General features: G+C 62.0%; 17 protein-coding genes. 10 read left to right on the plus strand and 7 right to left on the minus strand.

What is annotated here, in order from left to right:
- Nucleotides 1-118: 118 nt before the first annotated feature.
- The 5 genes from KVQ74_RS06105 to KVQ74_RS06125 all read left to right on the plus strand — a co-directional run bounded on the left by KVQ74_RS06105 (nucleotide 119) and on the right by KVQ74_RS06125 (nucleotide 4,964).
- Entirely contained in the window at nucleotides 119-1,414 is a 1,296-nt protein-coding gene (locus tag KVQ74_RS06105) for an NCS2 family permease (RefSeq protein WP_217830097.1), read from the plus strand.
- The gene (gene trmA / locus KVQ74_RS06110; RefSeq protein WP_217830098.1) at nucleotides 1,411-2,490 is read left to right on the plus strand and encodes a tRNA (uridine(54)-C5)-methyltransferase TrmA; all 1,080 of its coding nucleotides are present in this window, start codon (nucleotides 1,411-1,413) and stop codon (nucleotides 2,488-2,490) included. The genes KVQ74_RS06105 and trmA overlap by 4 nt, the downstream gene beginning before the upstream one ends.
- Nucleotides 2,491-2,620: 130 nt before the next feature.
- A complete protein-coding gene (locus KVQ74_RS06115; RefSeq protein WP_217830099.1) occupies nucleotides 2,621-3,532 on the plus strand; it encodes a LysR family transcriptional regulator in 912 nt (303 codons plus the stop codon).
- A 131-nt stretch (nucleotides 3,533-3,663) separates the two neighbouring features.
- Nucleotides 3,664-4,113 (plus strand): type II 3-dehydroquinate dehydratase, encoded by a 450-nt coding sequence (gene aroQ / locus KVQ74_RS06120; protein ID WP_217830100.1) that lies wholly within the window; start codon nucleotides 3,664-3,666, stop codon nucleotides 4,111-4,113.
- Nucleotides 4,110-4,964 carry a shikimate dehydrogenase gene (locus tag KVQ74_RS06125; protein WP_217830101.1) on the plus strand — a complete coding sequence of 285 codons (855 nt, stop codon included), beginning with the start codon at nucleotides 4,110-4,112 and terminating at the stop codon, nucleotides 4,962-4,964. The genes aroQ and KVQ74_RS06125 overlap by 4 nt, the downstream gene beginning before the upstream one ends.
- A gap of 35 nt (nucleotides 4,965-4,999) precedes the next feature.
- Here KVQ74_RS06125 and KVQ74_RS06130 read toward each other — a convergent pair whose 3' ends face one another.
- Entirely contained in the window at nucleotides 5,000-5,677 is a 678-nt protein-coding gene (locus KVQ74_RS06130) for a TetR family transcriptional regulator (protein WP_217830102.1), read from the minus strand.
- A 102-nt stretch (nucleotides 5,678-5,779) separates the two neighbouring features.
- Nucleotides 5,780-7,681, minus strand: a complete 1,902-nt coding sequence (quiC, locus tag KVQ74_RS06135) for a 3-dehydroshikimate dehydratase QuiC (RefSeq protein ID WP_217830103.1) — start codon at nucleotides 7,679-7,681, stop codon at nucleotides 5,780-5,782.
- Nucleotides 7,682-7,982: 301 nt separating this feature from the next.
- Between quiC and KVQ74_RS06140 the strand changes: the two genes are divergently transcribed.
- On the plus strand, nucleotides 7,983-9,329 hold the full coding sequence (locus KVQ74_RS06140) for an MFS transporter (RefSeq protein ID WP_217830104.1): 1,347 nt from the start codon (nucleotides 7,983-7,985) through the stop codon (nucleotides 9,327-9,329).
- Between the two features lie 48 nt (nucleotides 9,330-9,377).
- Here KVQ74_RS06140 and KVQ74_RS06145 read toward each other — a convergent pair whose 3' ends face one another.
- The gene (locus KVQ74_RS06145; protein WP_217830105.1) at nucleotides 9,378-10,256 is read right to left on the minus strand and encodes a DMT family transporter; all 879 of its coding nucleotides are present in this window, start codon (nucleotides 10,254-10,256) and stop codon (nucleotides 9,378-9,380) included.
- Nucleotides 10,257-10,395: 139 nt separating this feature from the next.
- Nucleotides 10,396-11,172, minus strand: a complete 777-nt coding sequence (locus tag KVQ74_RS06150) for an IclR family transcriptional regulator (RefSeq protein WP_217830106.1) — start codon at nucleotides 11,170-11,172, stop codon at nucleotides 10,396-10,398.
- 231 nt (nucleotides 11,173-11,403) lie between these two features.
- Here KVQ74_RS06150 and ypfJ point away from each other — a divergent pair, with 231 nt between their 5' ends.
- Nucleotides 11,404-12,291, plus strand: coding sequence for a KPN_02809 family neutral zinc metallopeptidase (gene ypfJ / locus KVQ74_RS06155; RefSeq protein WP_217830107.1), 888 nt, complete (start codon nucleotides 11,404-11,406; stop codon nucleotides 12,289-12,291).
- A complete protein-coding gene (locus KVQ74_RS06160) occupies nucleotides 12,292-13,245 on the plus strand; it encodes an alpha/beta hydrolase (protein ID WP_217830108.1) in 954 nt (317 codons plus the stop codon). It begins immediately after the preceding gene.
- 103 nt (nucleotides 13,246-13,348) lie between these two features.
- On the opposite strand, the gene KVQ74_RS06165 is transcribed toward KVQ74_RS06160, so the two are convergent.
- The 3 genes from KVQ74_RS06165 to KVQ74_RS06175 all read right to left on the minus strand — a co-directional run bounded on the left by KVQ74_RS06165 (nucleotide 13,349) and on the right by KVQ74_RS06175 (nucleotide 15,483).
- Nucleotides 13,349-13,942 (minus strand): HAD family hydrolase, encoded by a 594-nt coding sequence (locus tag KVQ74_RS06165; RefSeq protein ID WP_217830109.1) that lies wholly within the window; start codon nucleotides 13,940-13,942, stop codon nucleotides 13,349-13,351.
- A complete protein-coding gene (gene tesB, locus KVQ74_RS06170; protein WP_085608733.1) occupies nucleotides 13,939-14,808 on the minus strand; it encodes an acyl-CoA thioesterase II in 870 nt (289 codons plus the stop codon). Before tesB ends, KVQ74_RS06165 begins: the two co-directional genes overlap by 4 nt.
- A 105-nt stretch (nucleotides 14,809-14,913) precedes the next feature.
- Nucleotides 14,914-15,483 carry a GNAT family N-acetyltransferase gene (locus tag KVQ74_RS06175; protein WP_217830110.1) on the minus strand — a complete coding sequence of 190 codons (570 nt, stop codon included), beginning with the start codon at nucleotides 15,481-15,483 and terminating at the stop codon, nucleotides 14,914-14,916.
- Between the two features lie 82 nt (nucleotides 15,484-15,565).
- On the opposite strand from KVQ74_RS06175, the gene KVQ74_RS06180 reads away from it, so the two are divergent.
- Together KVQ74_RS06180 and KVQ74_RS06185 are read left to right on the plus strand one after the other, a co-directional pair.
- Complete coding sequence (locus KVQ74_RS06180) at nucleotides 15,566-16,486, plus strand: histone deacetylase family protein (RefSeq protein WP_217830111.1); 921 nt, start codon at nucleotides 15,566-15,568, stop codon at nucleotides 16,484-16,486.
- 271 nt (nucleotides 16,487-16,757) lie between these two features.
- Nucleotides 16,758-17,999 carry a TIGR03862 family flavoprotein gene (locus KVQ74_RS06185; RefSeq protein WP_217830112.1) on the plus strand — a complete coding sequence of 414 codons (1,242 nt, stop codon included), beginning with the start codon at nucleotides 16,758-16,760 and terminating at the stop codon, nucleotides 17,997-17,999.
- The last annotated feature ends 182 nt before the right edge of the window (nucleotides 18,000-18,181 follow it).

The following is an 18,181-nucleotide window of genomic DNA, read 5'->3' on the forward strand; positions in this document are numbered from 1 at the left end:
CTGGTATGATGCGCGGCTTTTTCCGACCCACCACAAATTTCCAGGCGCCTGGTACGGTCTGTGCTTTGCTGTTGAGGTCGATACATTCACGGCGCCATGCGCGCCACGGGGAGCAGAGATGCTGGAAAGGCTGTTTCAACTCAAGGCACACAACACCAACGTGCGGACCGAGATTCTGGCGGGCGTCACGACGTTCCTGGCCATGGCCTACATTCTGTTCGTCAATCCGAGCATTCTCGGCGAGACCGGCATGGACAAGGGCGCAGTGTTCGTCGCCACCTGCCTGGCAGCCGCCATCGGCTCCACGGTCATGGGCCTGATCGCCAACTACCCGATCGCCCTCGCTCCGGGCATGGGCCTGAACGCGTTCTTCACCTACACCGTCGTGCTGCACATGGGCCACACCTGGCAAGTGGCGCTGGGCGCGGTGTTCATTTCGGCGGTGTGCTTCTTCCTGCTGTCGATCTTCCGCATCCGTGAATGGATCATCAACAGCATCCCGCTGCCACTGCGCTCGGCGATTGCCGCCGGTATCGGCCTGTTCCTGGCGCTGATCGCCCTGCACAACGCCGGCATCGTGGTTGGCAACCCCAATACCATGGTCGGCCTTGGTGAGCTGAAGAAACCGGAGCCGATTCTCGCCACCCTAGGCTTCGCCCTGATCGTCGCTCTGGAAGCCCTGAAAGTGCGCGGTGCCGTACTGATCGGGATTCTGGCGGTGACCGTCGTCTCGATCCTGATGAACGTTACCGCGTTCGGCGGCGTGATATCGATGCCACCATCGCTGGCCCCGACCTTCCTGCAACTGGACATCAAGGGCGCCCTGGACATCGGTCTGGTCAGCGTGATCTTCGCTTTCCTGTTCGTCGACCTGTTCGACAACTCCGGCACCCTGATCGGCGTCGCCAAGCGCGCCGGCCTGATGGGCAAGGACGGCCACATGCCGAAAATGGGTCGTGCGCTGATCGCTGACAGCACCGCCGCGATGGCCGGTTCCCTGCTGGGCACCTCGACCACCACCAGCTACATCGAATCCGCTGCCGGCGTGAGCGCCGGAGGCCGCACCGGCCTGACCGCGATCGTGGTCGCGATCCTGTTCCTGCTGGCGTTGTTCTTCTCGCCGCTGGCCGCCAGCGTACCGGCCTTCGCCACCGCACCGGCGCTGCTGTTCGTCGCCGTGCTGATGACTTCGGGCCTGGCGGAAATAGACTGGGAAGACATCACCGTTGCCGCGCCGGTCGTAGTCACCGCGCTGGCAATGCCCTTCACCTATTCCATCGCCAACGGCATCGCCTTCGGCTTCATCGCCTGGACCGCGATCAAACTGCTGTCCGGCCGCGCCCGTGAGCTGAACCCGGCGCTGGTGATTCTGTCGATTCTGTTCGTGATCAAGCTGGGTTGGTTCAACGCATGACTTTCGATTCCCAGGCCTACGCCACGCAACTCGAAGACAAGGTCACGCGCCTGCGTGACCTGCTGGCCCCGTTCGATGCACCGGAACCTGCGGTGTTCGACTCGCCGCTGCAGAACTTCCGCCTGCGCGCCGAATTCCGCCTGTGGCGCGAAGGCGGCGAGCGACACTACGCGATGTTCTCCCAGGACGACAAACGCACGCCGATCCTGATCGAAGAATTCCCGATCGCCAGCCTGCGCATCAATCAACTGATGCCGCAATTGAAGGCAGCATGGCAAGCCAGCGCGGCGCTGAGCCACAAGCTGTTCCAGGTGGAGTTTCTGACCACCCTGGCGGGCGATGCGATGATTACCCTGTGCTATCACCGGCCACTGGACGAGCACTGGCACGCGGCCGCGACGCAACTGGCGAAGGATCTCGACGTCAGCGTGATCGGTCGTTCCAAGGGCAAACGCGAAGTGATCGGCCACGATTACGTGGTGGAGAAACTCGACGTCGGCGGTCGCACCTTCAGCTACCGCCAGCCGGAAGGTGCGTTCACCCAGCCCAACGGCACCGTGAACCAGAAAATGCTCAACTGGGCTTACGAAGCACTCGGCGATCGCAGCGACGATCTGCTGGAGCTGTACTGCGGCAACGGCAACTTCACGCTGCCGCTGGCAACCCGTGTGCGCAAAGTGCTGGCCACCGAAATCAGCAAGACCTCGGTCAACGCTGCGCTGAGCAACCTCAGCGAAAATGCTGTGGATAACGTCACCCTGGTGCGTCTGTCCGCTGAAGAACTGACCGAAGCGCTGAACGAAGTGCGGCCGTTCCGCCGCCTGCACGGCATCGACCTGAAAAGCTACGAGTTCGGCAGCGTGTTCGTCGACCCGCCACGGGCCGGCATGGACCCGGACACCTGCGAACTGACCCGACGCTTCGACAACATCCTGTACATCTCCTGCAACCCGGAAACCCTCGCGGCCAACATCGCCCAACTGCACGACACCCACCGCATCACCCGCTGTGCGCTGTTCGACCAGTTCCCGTGGACTCACCACATGGAATCGGGTGTGCTGCTGACCCGGCGTTGATCGCCGGTGCCTGAGACAAGAAAGCCGTCGTGATTGACGGCTTTTTTGTGCGCCTCAGGTTTTGAATCAACCATTGATACGCCCTATATTCGAGGCATTGCCGTCCATTTGATCCCCGGTGTAATCAATCATGCAGCGACATTTCGACGATCTTCAGTTGGGCAGCATCGAGCTGTTTTGTCTGGCCGCCGAGGCCGGGAGTTTTACCGGGGCGGCGCTCGCGGCGGCGGTGACGCCGGCTGCGGTGAGTCGCTCGGTGTCGCGGATGGAAGAACGCCTGGGGGTGCGGCTGTTCGCGCGCACGACGCGCAGCGTCAAGCTGACCGACAGTGGCCGGCGCTATTACGAGGAATGTCGTCAGGCGCTGGCGCAACTGGTCGAGGCTCAGCGGGAGGTCATGGGCCGCCAGCAGGAACCGTCCGGCACCCTGCGCATCAGTATTCCCACGACCTACGCCCATCACCGGATCCTGCCACTGCTCCCGGCGTTTCGCATGCGCTTCCCGCAGGTAAAGGTCGAGATGCACATCAGCAATCGCAACATCGACTTCGTCGGCGAGGGCTATGACATGGCGATCCGCGTGCGGGCGATTCCCGATTCGGCGCTGATTGCCCGGCACCTGGAGGATGCGGCGCTGGTGATGGTCGCCAGCCCCGAGTACCTGAAACGTGCCGGAACGCCCCAGACCCTCGACGACCTTGCACAACACGAGTGCATCCAGTTCGAATTGCCCAGCAGCGGGCGGCGGATTACCTGGCTGTTTTTCGATCAGGACATCCCCCGGGAGATTCTCGCCGAGGGCAATTTCTGCTGCTCCGATGACGTGCTCGGCGGCGTCACCCTGGCCAGACATGGTGCCGGGCTGTTCCAGACCTATCGCTTCATCGTCGAAAAAGAACTGGCCGAGGGTTCGCTGGTAGAAGTGCTCAAACCCTATAGCGGGCGGTCGCGGCCGTTCACCCTGCTGTATCCGCAGAACCGCCATATGCCGTTGCGGGTTCGCGCGTTCATTGATTTTCTGGTGGAGCAGTTGCCGCGCTGATTGTGCGATTACCGAACAGAACCCTTCTCGTCTGCCACCGATCAATTGCTTAAAGTAACCGGCTGGTACATTTTATCTCCACAGGCCGAAACCCTCGGCCAATGCCAAAAACAATAAGTGGAGTCTGTCCCATGCCCCCTATCGTTCTGGTGCTCAACGGCCCGAACCTGAACCTGCTCGGCACCCGTGAACCGGCCACCTATGGTCACGAAACCCTGGCCGACATTTCCGCCCTGTGCGGGCGCGCCGCCGATGAATTCGGGCTCGCCGTGGAGTTTCGCCAGACCAACCACGAAGGCGAATTGCTCGACTGGATTCACGGCGCCCGCAACCGTTGCGCCGGGATCGTGATCAATCCGGCCGCCTGGACGCACACCTCGGTCGCCATCCGCGATGCACTGATCGCCAGCGAACTGCCGGTGATCGAAGTGCATCTGTCCAATGTCCACGCCCGCGAACCGTTCCGCCATCACTCGTTCGTCTCGGCCATCGCCACCGCCGTGATGTGCGGCTTCGGCAGCCACGGCTATCGCCTGGCCCTGGAACATTTCAGCCAACGCCTGCTGGGGAAAACCGCATGAGCCGCGACACCGCGATTCTGGCCGGCCTGATCGGCGCCGGCATCCAGGCTTCCCGCACCCCGGCGCTACACGAACATGAAGGCGACGCCCAAGGCCTGCGCTATCTGTATCGCTTGATCGACCTTGATCAACTGCAACTGGACGTCAGTGCCCTGCCCGACCTGCTGCTCGCCGCCCAACGCATGAACTTCACCGGGTTGAACATCACGTTCCCGTGCAAGCAGGCGATCATCCCGCTGCTGGACGAACTGTCGCCGGAAGCCTCGGGCATCGGCGCGGTGAATACGGTGGTGTTGAAGGATGGCAAGCGCGTCGGTCACAACACCGATTGTCTGGGATTTGCCGAGGGTTTTCGCCGCAACCTGAAGGATGCCGCCCGCGAGCGTGTAGTCCAGATGGGCGCTGGCGGCGCGGGCGCAGCAGTGGCCCACGCGCTGCTCAGCGAAGACGTACAGCAACTGAGCATTTTCGACGTGGATGTCAGCCGCGCGCAAAGTCTGGCGGACAACCTCAACCAGCATTTCGGTAGCGGTCGGGCCGTGGCCGGGCATGATTTGCCGCAGGCAATGAACAAGGCTGACGGTCTGGTGAACACCACGCCGATGGGCATGGCGAAGTTGCCGGGCATGCCGGTGCCGGTGGAGTTGTTGCGCTCAGCGTTATGGGTGGCGGAAATCGTGTACTTCCCGCTGGAAACCGAACTGCTGCGCAATGCCCGGGCGCTGGGTTGCCGAACCCTGGACGGCGGCAACATGGCGGTGTTTCAAGCGGTGAAGGCGTTCGAGTTGTTCAGCGGTGTGGCGGCGGATGCGCAGCGGATGCTCGCGCACTTCCAAGGCATGAACGACTAAATATCGCGCCTGCTCCGACAGGGGCAGGCACTTTTTCAGGCTTGCAGATAGCGCAGAACCGACTCGCAAATCATCTCGCGATGACGCTGCTTGACGCTTTCGTCCGGCAGATCAATCTGAAAAATCTCACCGAAGGTATGACGGTTCGAGACGCGATAGAAGCAGAACGAACTGATCAGCAGATGCACATCCAGGGCATCGAGGCCTTTACGGAACAGCCCCTCATCGGCACCGCGACGCAGGATCTCGCCAAGGGAGTCGAGGATGGTGTTGTTCATCGCCTTGATCGCGTCGGAGCGCTTCACGAACTCGGCGTTGTGGATGTTTTCAATGCAGACGATGCGCACGAAATCGACATTGCGGTCGTGGTGATCGAAGGTGAACTCCACCAGCCGCCGGATCGCGTCCACCGGTGGCAACTCGGCCAGATGCAGACGGCTTTCGGTACTGCGGATATCGCCGTAGAGCTTCTCCAGCACCTCGACGTACAACTGCTCCTTGCTGCCGAAGTAGTAGTAGATCATGCGTTTGGAGGTGTGGATGCGCTCGGCGATCGCGTCGACGCGGGCGCCGGACAAACCCTGCTGGACGAATTCGACGATCGCCTCCTGCAGAATGTTTTCACGGGTTTTTTCCGGGTTGTTCTTGCGACTTTTGCGCGGCTCTGCGGCGGGTTCGACGGGGGCTGCGGAAAGTTCTGAAGTCATTGTCATTGCGGGCTCACGGCCATCACTGCATAAGCTGGCGATTATGGGCTGCGCGACACAGTGAAGGAAGCCGCGCAGCCCGTGTTTAATCCCGCGTTTACGAAATTCCTACAACTTCGCCTGGCGCACCGCGCCACTGCGGGATTTGGCCATCGCCGCCAGCCGCACCGCGACGTTGGCCGCGCCATAGCCGGCGTAACCGTTCTTGCGCTGGATGATCTCGAAGAAGAAACGCCCCTCGAACGGCTCGGTGTACACATGAAACAGTTCGCCGCCCTGGGCGTCGCGGTCATAGAGCACGTTGTAGTACGCCAGTTCGCTGAGGAATTCGTCATCGAAATCGAAGCGTGCCGCCAGGTCATCGTAATAGTTGAGCGGAATATCCAGCAGCGGCACACCCGCCTCTTTCGCGCGACTGACTTCGGCGAAGATGTCATTACAATCGAAGGCGATGTGATGCACCCCCGAGCCGCGATAACTCGACAGCGCGTGTGAGATCGCGGTGTTGCGGTTCTCGGAAATGTTCAGCGGCAAACGAATCGAACTGTCGCGGCTGCGCAACGCGCGGCTTTTCACCAGCCCGTAAGGATCGGGTAGCACCACTTCGTCGTCGGCCTCGAAATCCAGCAGGCTCTTATAGAACAGCACCCAACTGTCGAGGCTGTCCGCCGGCAGTGCCATGGCCATGTGGTCGATGCGCTTGAGCCCGCCACGGGCCTCCGCGCCCGGTTGCAGATTGAAGTCGGTGCCGTAGACATCCGCCGCTTCATCCACCAGATAAATCAGGCTGCCGTCCGGTGCGCGGACCGCCGCCAGTTCCAGTTCGTTGGGGCCGACCAGGCCACGATACGGCTGGCCCTTGTAGGCAACGGCGCGGGCCAGGGCGCTGGCGCTGTCCTTGACTCGCACGGCGGTGGCGCACAGCGACGGGCCGTGAGCTTCGAAAAAGCTGTGGCCGAACGAATAAGGCTCGGAGTTGAGGATCAGGTTGATATCGCCCTGGCGCAGCAGGCTGACGCTTTTCGAGCGATGCTGGCCGGCCTTGACGAAACCCAGACGCTCCAGCCAGTTCGACAGCTTGGCACCGAGGGCTTCGTCGACGGCGAACTCCAGAAACTCGACGCCGTTGTATTCGCTGGCCTTGGGCGTTTCAAAAAGGATTTCACGGTTGGCGACGGGCGCGGTTGGCTGCTCGAGACGCTGGCGGGTTTTCTCCTCCAGGTACAGCAGCGAACGCAAACCGTCGGCGGCGTTGGCCCGAGGCGGCGCGGCGCGGAACCCGTCGTTGAAGATCTCCAGCGACAGCGGCCCGGTGTAACCGCTCTGGATGATTGGCGCGAGAAAGCCCGGCAGATCGAATTCGCCCTGCCCCGGGAAGCAGCGGAAATGCCGGCTCCACTCCAGCACATCCATGGCCAGGATCGGCGCATCGGCCATTTGCACGAAGAAGATCTTGTCACCGGGAATCTCGGCAATCCCACGCGGATCGCCCTTGAGCGACAGGGTGTGGAAACTGTCGAGCAACACGCCCAGACTCGGGTGATCGGCCTGACGCACAATGTCCCAGACCTGTTGATACGTGTTGACGTGACGGCCCCAGGCCAAGGCTTCGTAGCCAATGCGCAGCCCGCGCGCGCCGGCCCGTTCGGCCAGCAGGCGCAGGTCATCGACCAGAATCTGTTGATCGCCGATGCTGTCGGGCGAAGCATTGCTGCACACCAGCACCAGATCGGTGCCCAGTTCCTGCATCAGGTCGAACTTGCGCTCGGCCCGTTCCAGATTGCGCTCCAGCCGGTCACGGCGGCAGCCTTCGAAATCACGGAATGGCTGGAACAGGGTGATGGCGATTCCGAGATCGGCGCACATCTGCCTGATTTCCCGGGGACTGCCGTCGTAATACAGCAGGTCGTTCTCGAAGATCTCCACCCCGTCAAACCCGGCGGCGGCAATGGCTTCGAGTTTTTCCGGCAGGGTGCCGCTCAAGGAAACGGTGGCAATGGATCGCTGCATGCTTGAACTCCGGCTTCGTGGGCTACGCCGCCTCTGTGCAGGAACAGCCTTCGGCGGCACCTGTAGGGGTCATTTTTATCGTGAGGGAAATTATTGGCTGCATCGTCGCAGGCGGCAATTTAAAGTGTACTACCCGGTTAGTTTTTCGTGCGATTATCGAACACAATGCCGATTTGACGAATTGACGATTTTTCGTCCGCTGCCCAACATCCATCGCACATTGAGTCCGGACATGAACCACCGGTCGCAGTGCTCGACAAAAAAGAACACCACATAACAAATTCAAAAACGGGTGGAACACATGATTCCTTCACAGACTTCCCGCATGGCCCCGGCCGTGAGCACTGCCACCGGTGGCATCGGCGCCAAGATCCGTAGCGCCATGGCTGTCGGCACGACCCGTTGGGGCATGCTGGCGCTGGTGTTTTTCGCCACCACGCTGAACTACATCGACCGCGCCGCCCTCGGCGTCATGCAGCCGATCCTCGCCAAGGAAATGAGCTGGACGGCGATGGACTACGCCAACATCAACTTCTGGTTTCAGGTCGGCTACGCCATCGGCTTCGTGCTGCAAGGCCGGTTGATCGACAGGGTCGGGGTCAAGCGCGTGTTCTTCTGTGCGGTGCTGCTCTGGAGCCTGGCGACCGGCGCCCATGGCCTGGCGACTTCGGCGGTGGGCTTCATGGTCTGTCGCTTCATCCTCGGCCTGACGGAAGCGGCGAACTACCCGGCCTGCGTCAAGACCACGCGCCTGTGGTTCCCGGCCGGTGAACGCGCGGTGGCCACCGGCATCTTCAACGCCGGCACCAACGTCGGCGCGATGTTTACTCCGATGCTGCTGCCGCTGATCCTGCATGTGTGGGGCTGGCAGGCCGTGTTCCTGTGCATGTCGGCACTGGGCGGGATCTGGCTGCTGTTCTGGGGCCTGAAGTATTTCAATCCGGAAGATCACCCGAGCGTTAAACAATCGGAGCTGGAATACATCCAGAAAGAAGTCGAACCGGAGCAGGCCCGCGTGCCGTTCTCGAAGATCCTGCGCATGCGCGGCACCTGGGCGTTCGCCCTTGCATATTCGTTGACCGCGCCGGTGTTCTGGTTCTACCTGTACTGGCTGCCGCCGTTTCTCAACCAGCAATACAACCTGGGCATCAACGTGACCCAGATGGGCATTCCGCTGATCATCATCTATGTAACTGCTGACTTCGGCAGCGTGGGCGGCGGGATTCTGTCCTCGTTCCTGATCGGTCGCGGGGTCAATCCGATCAAGGCACGGCTGCTGTCGATGTTCCTGTTCGCCTGCTGCATCATCGGCGTGGTCATGGCGGCCGGCTCCAGCAATCTGTGGGTCGCCGTGGCGGCCATCTCCCTGGCCATCGGCGCGCACCAGGCCTGGACCGCCAACATCTGGAGCCTGGTGATGGACTACACGCCCAAGCACATGATGAGCACCGTGTTCGGTTTCGGCGGCATGTGCGCGGCGATCGGCGGGATGTTCATGACCCAGATCGTCGGCCATATCCTGACCGTCACCCACAACAACTACACGGTGTTGTTCACTCTGATTCCGGCGATGTACTTCATTGCGCTGACCTGGATGTACTTCATGGCGCCGCGCAAGATTCCGACCCTTACCGAGTCACCTTCCTGACTCACCCCGCCTGCTTCAAACCGGCCTGACTTCAGGCCGGTTTTCATTTCAGCTTCGGCGCTGCTGCCAGGCTGCCGCCAGACCGCTGCAACAGATCACGGCGATTCCGATCACGGTCATCAAAGTCGGTGTGTGATTGAACAGCAGCCAGCCCAACAATCCCGCGAACACGATCTGGCAATAACCGAACGGCGCCAGCAACGCCGGTGCGGCATGGCGGAAAGCCTGGGTCAGAAACAGGTGCGCGGTCATCCCGCAACTGCCCAACGCCAGCATCAGCCCGGCGTGAGTCAGCGTCGGCACCTGCCAGAAGAACGGCACCAGCGCACTCATCACCAACGTGTTGCACAGCCCGGCAAAAAAGTTGCTGGTGGTCGGACTGTCGACCTCGGCGAGCTTGCGCGTGAGCAATTGATAGAAGCAGAAAAACAGCGCCGAGCAGAACGGCAGCAGAATCGCCGGGGTGAACAGTTCACCCCCCGGGTGGACAATGATGAGTACGCCGACGAATCCGCAGATCACCGCAATCCATTGCCCCCGCGATACCCGCTCCTTGAGCAGCGGCACCGACAGCGCCGTCACCAGCACCGGCGCAAGAAAGTTGACCGCCGTGGCTTCGGCCAGCGGGATGTACAAAAGCGCCGTGGTGAAAAACAGGCTGGTGCCCAGAAGGCACAATGCCCGCGCCAACTGCCATAACGGTCGTTTGGTACGCAGGACACGCAGCCCCGACTGCGGCAGAAAAATCCCCGCCATCAACAACGTGTGCACCACATACCGCGCCCACACCACCATGACGATCGGATAGAACCCGGAGAGGTACTTCGACAAGGCGTCATGGCTGGAGAACAGGAACGTCGCCACGACAATCAGCAAGATCCCCTTGAAGGGTTGATTGACACCGGAGAGCGGAGTGCTGACGGTCATTGCTTTTCCTTGTACCGCATCGATTTCATAAACCTTGCGGATAATTTAGAACCAGGTTCCAGATTCCGACACCTGCCACACTAAAAAGTGGGCGAACAGCGCACAACTTTCCGTTTCCCCTTGGGGGAGCGGGCCCGGACTATATGAACAACTCCGAAGCCAGGCTCGCCGCCGACAACTCTTCAGTGAACGTCAACAGCAGCGGCGCCAACTCATGCAACCGTGCGCCCGGCATCCGCGCACTCGGCCCGGCGATGCTCAGCACGCCAATCACCCGGTCATCGGCGGGATGTTTGACCACCGCCGCAATCGCCGAAGTTCCCACCGCCGAACTTTCCTCGACGCAGGCATACCCCTGCTCCCGCGCCAGCCGCAGACGCTCCAGCAATTCGATGTTGGAGCGCGGGGCATTCGGCCCGATGTCCGCCGGCATTGGCGCGCCCTGGCGCTCGACCAGCGACAACGCCTCGGCATCGCTCATGCAGGCCAGCCATGCATGCCCCGAAGCGGTATAGAACAACGGCGCATCGCGGCCCATGTCGGGGTCGTAGCGCAGCCCGGTGCGGGCACCCTGGGCCTTGGCGATCCAGATCTGCCGCTCGCCCTCGATCACGCCGAGGCGCACCAGCTCGCCGGTTTCCCGGGCCAGTCGATCAAGCACCGGCTGCACGATGTCGGCGCCGCTGCTCGACAGATAACGAAAGCCCATCGCGACCAGTTTGGTCGACAGGTGATAACGCAGGGTTTCCGCATTCTGCCGCACGTACCCCAAGCGAATCAGCTCGGCGAGCAAGCGATGGGTCGCGCTTTTCGGGATGTCCAGTTGCTCGGCAAGGGCCTGCATCGGCATCCCGCGCGGATCATGGGTGAGGTTTTCCAGCACGCTGAAAACCCGTTCGATTTGACTGCCGGCCATGGAGAGATCCGAATGAAATGTCGGCTAATTCTAAAATATATCCACCCATACGCAAAATCTGGAACCATCCATTCGAAATAAATTCACCTGCGGATTGAATTCACAGCACGCCAGATCGTCCATAACAGGCCCGACTTCCCACCCCCGCGTGCGAATAGACGGACGGCCGGACTGGCGCCACACTCACACACCAGCAACACTCATCACCACAGACGAACAGAGGATGCCCACATGTTATGGAGAAAAGGCCGACGCAGTGACAACGTCGTCGATGCCCGTGGCGATGACATGGGCGGTGGTGGCGGCATGCGTTTCGGGGGCGGCAAGGGCCTGAGCCTCGGCGCGATTTTGCTGATCGTCGGCATTGGCTGGATCACCGGCCAGGATCCGTTGCAGATCCTCGGCCAGCTCACCGGGCAGATGTCCGAGCAATCGGCACCCTCCTCGCAAACCCGCCAGGCGCCGCCGGCCAATGATGAACAGGCTGAATTCGTCCGCTCGATCCTCGGCGACACCGAAGACACCTGGGGCGCGATCTTCCAGCAGGCGGGCCGCCAATATAAAGACCCGACCCTGGTGCTGTTCAGCAACCGGGTCAACTCCGCCTGTGGCCTGGCGACCTCCGCCACCGGCCCGTTCTACTGCCCGGCCGACCAGAAGGTCTATCTGGACATGGCGTTTTTCCAGGAAATGTCCCAACGCTTCAAGGCTGCCGGTGACTTCGCTCAGGCCTACGTGATCGCTCACGAAGTCGGACACCATGTACAGACGTTGCTCGGCGTCTCGGCGAAAATTCAGGCAGCCCGCCAGCAAGGTCGGCAGATGCAAGGCGACGGCGGTTTGCTGGTGCGCCAGGAATTGCAGGCCGATTGCCTGGCCGGCGTCTGGGCCTACAACGCGCAGAAGCGTTTGAACTGGCTGGAACCGGGCGACATCGAAGAGGCCTTGAACGCGGCGAACGCCATCGGTGATGATCGCTTGCAGCAACAGGGTCAGGGCCGCGTGGTGCCGGACTCGTTCACTCACGGTACGTCGGCGCAAAGGGTGCGCTGGTTCAAAACCGGATTCGCCCAGGGCCAGGTCGGCCAGTGCGATACCTTTGCGGCGAAAAACCTGTAAATGCATAAATGGTGGTTGGTTTTCCTGTTTATTGGCGGCACGGCGCAAGCGGCCGGTGTCGATGCGATCAGCCCCGGACGCCTGCAATTGCAGGCCGGGGAAATGGCGGTGGGCATCGGCCCGGCGCCAGCGAAAATCGAACGGGTGCTGATCGTCGTTCATGGCCGTCTGCGCAACGCCGAAACCTATCGCAAGAGTGGTGAAACCGCGACCGAGCTGGCCGGGCAGACCGCCAACACCCTGGTGATCGCTCCGCAGTTTCTCAATGAAAGCGATGTCGCCCTGTATTCGTTGCCCGCCACAACGCTGCGCTGGAAAGGCAATGAGTGGATGGGCGGTGGGTTATCCACAGGCCCGAACCCGCTGAGTTCCTATGCCGCCCTCGATGAAATCATCGCGCGCCTGAGTGACCGCAAACAGTTTCCGGATGTGAAGCAGATCGTCATCTTCGGCCATTCCGGCGGCGGTCAGGTGGTGCAGCGCTACGCCCTGCTCGCCAAAGACCAACCGGCGCTGAAGAGCGAAGGCATCCGCTTGCGTTATGTGGTGGCCAATCCGTCGTCGTATGCCTACTTCAACGAACAGCGGCCGGTGGCGTTCGATCACGCGCAGTGCCCGGGTTTCAATCGCTGGAAGTACGGCCTGGCAGATCCGCCGATCTACGCCGGTGGGCAAACGCCTGCGCAACTTGAAGGAAGTTACGTCAAACGCGAGGTGATTTATCTGCTCGGCCAGCAGGACATCGACCCGCAGCACCCGGCGCTGGACAAGAGTTGCGCCGCCGAAGCGCAAGGCGCCTATCGACTGACGCGCGGGAAACTGTTTTTCAGCTACCTGCTGCGCCGCCATCCCGAAGGCGTGAACCAGCGGCTGGTGGAAGTGCCCGGGGTTGGGCATAACGGTGACGGGATGCTGACGTCGCCGGAAGGACTGAAGGTGTTGTTCGATCAGTAGGTTTTCTGCTGGCTGAACCGGCCTGCCCTTGCTCCCACCCTGGAATGCAAGGCCCCTGTGGGAGCGGGTGCCCGTGAAGGCCACCGCCCAGACGCCCCGTCACTCAGGCCATAAGCATCCGCCGCAGCTCAACGCAATCCTGCGCATGCCAGTCGGTCAGCTCCGGCCACGGGTTGTCCGGCAGATTCACCAGCACCGTGTGCGCGCCCGCCGCCCGACCACAATCCAGATCAAAGCGGTAATCGCCGACCATCACCATCTCGCTCGTCGGCACCGCCCAAGCCTCGGCCAGTTTCAGCAATCCGCCGGGATGCGGCTTGGGCGGCGCTTCGTCGCGGCCCAGCACATCCTCTTCGGCGAAGCAGTCGGCAAGACCGATCGCTTGCAGGGTCACATGCGCCAGCTCACGGGCATTACGGGTGAGGATGCCGAGGCGATAACCGCGCGTGTGCAGTTCGCGCACCAGTTCCACCGCACCGGTGGCCGGGATCGAGCCAAGCGCCAGATCGCGCTCATGCTCCAGCAACCACGCATGTTTCGCCGCCGCCTCATCCGCCGGCAATGCCGCGAGATGGGTGAGGATGTCGTCTTGCGGCGGGATCGCCAGCGCCACCCGGATCGCCGCGAAATCATGCACGGCGACGGTCAGGGTGCCGTCCATGTCGAACACCCAATGCTTCACCTCGGTCAGGCTCATGCCCAGTCCTTGCGATGGCGAATCAGGCCTTCCTGGGTCACCGAGGCCACCAGTTGCCCGGCGCGGTTGAACACGCTGCCCCGGGAGAAGCCCCGGGAGTTGCCGGCCCATGGGCTGTCCATGGCGTAGAGCAGCCAGTCATCGGCGCGCAGGTCATTGTGGAACCACAACGCGTGATCGAGGCTGGCGACCTGCATGTCCTTCTGCCACACCGATTTGCCGTGAGGCAGCATCGACGTGGTCAGCAGACCGAAGTCCGAGGCGTAGGCCAGCAGGTATTTGTGCAGGGCCGGAATGTCGGCCAGCGCCCCGTCGGCACGGAACCACACGTACTTGACCGGATCTGCCGGCTGCGGGTTGTACGGGTCTTTTTCGGTGACCGGGCGCACTTCGATCGGTTTCGGGCACAGCAGTTTTTCGCGCATGTGTTCCGGGATCAGGTGTGCACGTTGCTGGGTCAGTTCCAGCTCCGACGGCAGGTTTTCCGGGCCGACCACTTGCGGCATCTGGCTCTGGTGCTCGAAGCCTTCCTCGTCGTACTGGAACGACGCACTGCAGGTGAAAATCGGGTGTCCCTTCTGGATCGCCGTGACCCGGCGGGTGCTGAAACTGCCGCCGTCGCGCACGCGGTCAACCGAATAGACGACCGGCAGCTTGGCATCGCCCGGACGCAGGAAATAACCGTGCATCGAATGCACATGACGGGTTTCCTCTACGGTCTGACTGGCCGCCGACAGCGACTGACCGAGCACCTGGCCCCCGAACAACTGGCGAAAACCCAGGTCCTGGCTGCGTCCACGAAACAGGTTTTCCTCGATCGGCTCGAGGGTCAGCAGATCCACCAGATCTTCCAACACTTGGCTCATTCAGACTCTCCTCACACAAAGCAATGCCGCGCAGTCTTGGCTGCGGCGGGGATTCAGGTTCTGACCGACACCAATGTGGCGGCCATTGTAAACGTCCGTGCCTGCTTATCCATGCAAGGTTTCCAGCCACTGCTCGCGGGTGATGCGATACAGCACATGCCGGTGCAACGGGTGACCTTCCGCGACGCGCGGGTGGTCGAAATCATCCTCTGACGCGTGATGCATGCCGATGGCTTGCATGACCTTCTGTGACGGCAGGTTGGTTTCGCTGGTGAACGACACCACCTCGTCCAGCTTGATCCGGTCGAAGCCTGCACGCAGCGCGGTCCACGCCGCTTCACTGGCGTACCCCAGGCCCCAGTGCTCGCGGGCCAGACGCCAGCCAATCTCCACGGCGGGGGTGAACGGCGCATCGAAACCGACCACGCCGAGCCCGGTGAAACCGATGAACTGGCCACTGTCCTTGCGCTCCAGCGCCCACAGACCGTAGCCGTGCTCGGCAAAATGGCCGCGCACCCGACCGATCAGCGCGGCGCTTTCCAGCCGACTCAAGGGCGCGGGAAAGTAACGCATCACTTGCGGATCGGCACACATCGCCGCAAATGCCGGCAAATCCTCGTCCTGCCACTGACGCATCACCAGCCTTGCGCTTTCCAGTTCCAGTATCGGCTCCATCGTGCCCTCCGTTTCCATGCCGCAAGTCTACATCGCTGGTAGGATCCTTCACTCTTTCCCTACCGTCCTACAAGAATTCGTTATGCCAGTGCCGCTGATCTACCACGAAGACTACAGCCCCGAGTTTCCGGCGGATCACCGCTTCCCGATGGACAAGTTCCGCCTGCTGCGCGATCACCTGGTGGACAGCGGCCTGACCCGCGACGCCGACCTGCTGCGCCCGCAGCTGTGCCCGGCGGACATTCTCGCCCTCGCCCATGACCGCGCGTATATCGAACGCTACATGAGCGGCGAGTTGTCCCGCGAAGACCAGCGGCGCCTGGGCTTGCCGTGGAATGAAGCGCTGGCCCGACGCACCGTGCGCGCGGTCGGTGGTTCGCTGCTGGCGGCGGAAAAGGCCCTGGAACATGGCCTTGCCTGCCACCTGGCTGGCGGCACTCATCACGCGCATTACGACTACCCCGCCGGTTTCTGCATCTTCAATGACCTGGCGATCATCAGCCATTACCTGCTGCAAAGTGGTCGGGTCAACCGGGTGTTGATCTTCGATTGCGACGTGCATCAGGGCGATGGCACCGCGCGGATTCTGCATGACACGCCGGAAGCGATCACCGTTTCCCTGCACTGCGAAAAGAATTTTCCCGCACGCAAAGCCGAAAGCGACTGGGACATTCCGCTGCCCAAAGGCATGGGCGATACCGATTACCTGAGGGTCGTCGACGATGCGCTCAACTATCTGCTGCCGCTGTATCAACCGGACCTGGTGCTGTATGACGCCGGTGTCGATGTACACAAGGACGACGCCCTCGGTTATCTGCAACTGACCGACGCCGGCGTCGCCGCCCGCGATGAAAGCGTGATGCGCCACTGCCTGGGCCGCGACATTCCTGTGGTCGGGGTTATCGGCGGCGGTTACAGCAAGGATCGCCAGGCTCTGGCCCGGCGCCACGGCATCCTCCACCACAGCGCGCAGCGGGTCTGGGATTCACAGGGTTGTCATTGAATTGTGCTGCGTTACCCACAATGGCTGTGGAACGGCCTGTGGATAACCTGAGTGAAAGGGACTACAGCCCATGCTGAACATGGTCTGCAGCGTGATGGTTATTTTTTAACCAGCCTTTGATCCCCCCGAGCAGGAGCGGGCTTGCTCGCGAATGCGGCAGAACAATCCACATGGATGCGGGCCGAGATATCCGCTTCGCGAGCAAGCCCGCTCCCACAAAGATCAGGGCTGCTAGAATGCGCGGCTATTCCGCCATACCGCAGCGCACGCCATGACCCAGACCTCTGCCCCCCTCCCCGCTCACATCGCCATCATCGGCGGCGGCCCTGCCGGCCTGATGGCGGCCGAAGTGCTGAGCCAGGCCGGGGTGCGCGTCGACCTGTACGACGGCATGCCCTCGGTGGGCCGCAAATTCCTGCTGGCCGGGGTCGGCGGCATGAACATCACCCACTCCGAAGCCTACCCGGCGTTCCTTTCGCGCTACGCCGAACGAGCGCCGCAGATCGCCCCGCTGCTGCGCGCGTTCAACGCCGATGCGCTGTGCCAGTGGATTCATGACCTGGGCATCGAAACCTTCATCGGCAGCTCCGGCCGGGTGTTCCCCACCGACATGAAAGCCGCGCCGCTGCTGCGTGCCTGGCTCAAGCGCCTGCGCGACAGCGGCGTGGTTATCCACACCCGCCACCGCTGGTTCGGCTGGGATGAACACGGCGCGCTGCGCATCGACAGCCCGGACGGTGAGAAAACCCTCAAACCTGACGCGACCTTGCTCGCCCTCGGCGGCGGCAGTTGGTCGCGGCTGGGTTCCGATGGCGCGTGGATGCTGGCGCTGGAACAGCGCGGCGTAGGACTGGCGCCATTGCAGCCAAGCAATTGTGGATTCGAGGTGCAGGCCTGGAGCGATCTGCTCGTCAGCAAATTCGCCGGTGCGCCGCTGAAAAATATCGCCATCGGTTTGAACGATGACATTCCGCGTTTGGGTGAATGCGTGATCACCGCGACCGGGATCGAAGGCAGTCTGATCTATGCCCTGTCGGCACCGATCCGTGAAGCAATCAACCGCGATGGCGCCGCCCTGGTGCATATCGATCTGCTGCCCGGCCGGCCTGTGGATAAGATTCAAGCGGCGTTGAGCAAGCCACGCGGATCGCGTTCGATGTCCAAGCATCTGCACAGTCAGTTGGGGATCGATGGGGTGAAAGCGGCGTTGTTGCGTGAACTGACATCCGCAGCGACCTTCGCCGACCCGGCCCTGCTGGCCCGGGCGATCAAGGCCTTGCCGCTGACGCTGCTGAAGACCCGGCCGCTGGACGAGGCGATCAGCAGCGCCGGTGGGGTGACGTTCGAAGCGATGGATGAGCGGTTGATGCTCAAGGCCTTGCCGGGAGTTTTCTGCGCGGGCGAGATGCTCGATTGGGAAGCACCGACTGGCGGCTACCTGCTCACCGCTTGCTTCGCCAGTGGGCGGGCGGCGGGATTCGGGATGCTGGAGTGGTTACGGCGCGGAAATTGAGCCGCCCCTTGGCCCTCACCCCAGCCCTCTCTCCCAGGAGAGGGAGCCGACCGAGGTGTCTGGCGCTATACATCGACCTGAAAGACCGGGTCGATGATGGATTCACAGCAAAAACATCAGGTCGGCGGGCATCGCGAGCATCCCCCGCTCAGTCCCCTCGCCCTCCGGGAGAGGGTTAGGGT

The sequence above is a fragment of the Pseudomonas botevensis genome (assembly GCF_019145475.1).
GTDB lineage: Bacteria > Pseudomonadota > Gammaproteobacteria > Pseudomonadales > Pseudomonadaceae > Aquipseudomonas > Aquipseudomonas botevensis.

Coding starts and splice junctions, on each gene's coding strand:
- KVQ74_RS06105 (WP_217830097.1), top strand. CDS start 119: ATGCTGGAAAGGCTGTTTCAACTCAAGGCACACAACACCAACGTGCGG.
- trmA (WP_217830098.1), top strand. CDS start 1,411: ATGACTTTCGATTCCCAGGCCTACGCCACGCAACTCGAAGACAAGGTC.
- KVQ74_RS06115 (WP_217830099.1), top strand. CDS start 2,621: ATGCAGCGACATTTCGACGATCTTCAGTTGGGCAGCATCGAGCTGTTT.
- aroQ (WP_217830100.1), top strand. CDS start 3,664: ATGCCCCCTATCGTTCTGGTGCTCAACGGCCCGAACCTGAACCTGCTC.
- KVQ74_RS06125 (WP_217830101.1), top strand. CDS start 4,110: ATGAGCCGCGACACCGCGATTCTGGCCGGCCTGATCGGCGCCGGCATC.
- KVQ74_RS06130 (WP_217830102.1), bottom strand. CDS start 5,677: ATGACAATGACTTCAGAACTTTCCGCAGCCCCCGTCGAACCCGCCGCA.
- quiC (WP_217830103.1), bottom strand. CDS start 7,681: ATGCAGCGATCCATTGCCACCGTTTCCTTGAGCGGCACCCTGCCGGAA.
- KVQ74_RS06140 (WP_217830104.1), top strand. CDS start 7,983: ATGATTCCTTCACAGACTTCCCGCATGGCCCCGGCCGTGAGCACTGCC.
- KVQ74_RS06145 (WP_217830105.1), bottom strand. CDS start 10,256: ATGACCGTCAGCACTCCGCTCTCCGGTGTCAATCAACCCTTCAAGGGG.
- KVQ74_RS06150 (WP_217830106.1), bottom strand. CDS start 11,172: ATGGCCGGCAGTCAAATCGAACGGGTTTTCAGCGTGCTGGAAAACCTC.
- ypfJ (WP_217830107.1), top strand. CDS start 11,404: ATGTTATGGAGAAAAGGCCGACGCAGTGACAACGTCGTCGATGCCCGT.
- KVQ74_RS06160 (WP_217830108.1), top strand. CDS start 12,292: ATGCATAAATGGTGGTTGGTTTTCCTGTTTATTGGCGGCACGGCGCAA.
- KVQ74_RS06165 (WP_217830109.1), bottom strand. CDS start 13,942: ATGAGCCTGACCGAGGTGAAGCATTGGGTGTTCGACATGGACGGCACC.
- tesB (WP_085608733.1), bottom strand. CDS start 14,808: ATGAGCCAAGTGTTGGAAGATCTGGTGGATCTGCTGACCCTCGAGCCG.
- KVQ74_RS06175 (WP_217830110.1), bottom strand. CDS start 15,483: ATGGAGCCGATACTGGAACTGGAAAGCGCAAGGCTGGTGATGCGTCAG.
- KVQ74_RS06180 (WP_217830111.1), top strand. CDS start 15,566: ATGCCAGTGCCGCTGATCTACCACGAAGACTACAGCCCCGAGTTTCCG.
- KVQ74_RS06185 (WP_217830112.1), top strand. CDS start 16,758: ATGACCCAGACCTCTGCCCCCCTCCCCGCTCACATCGCCATCATCGGC.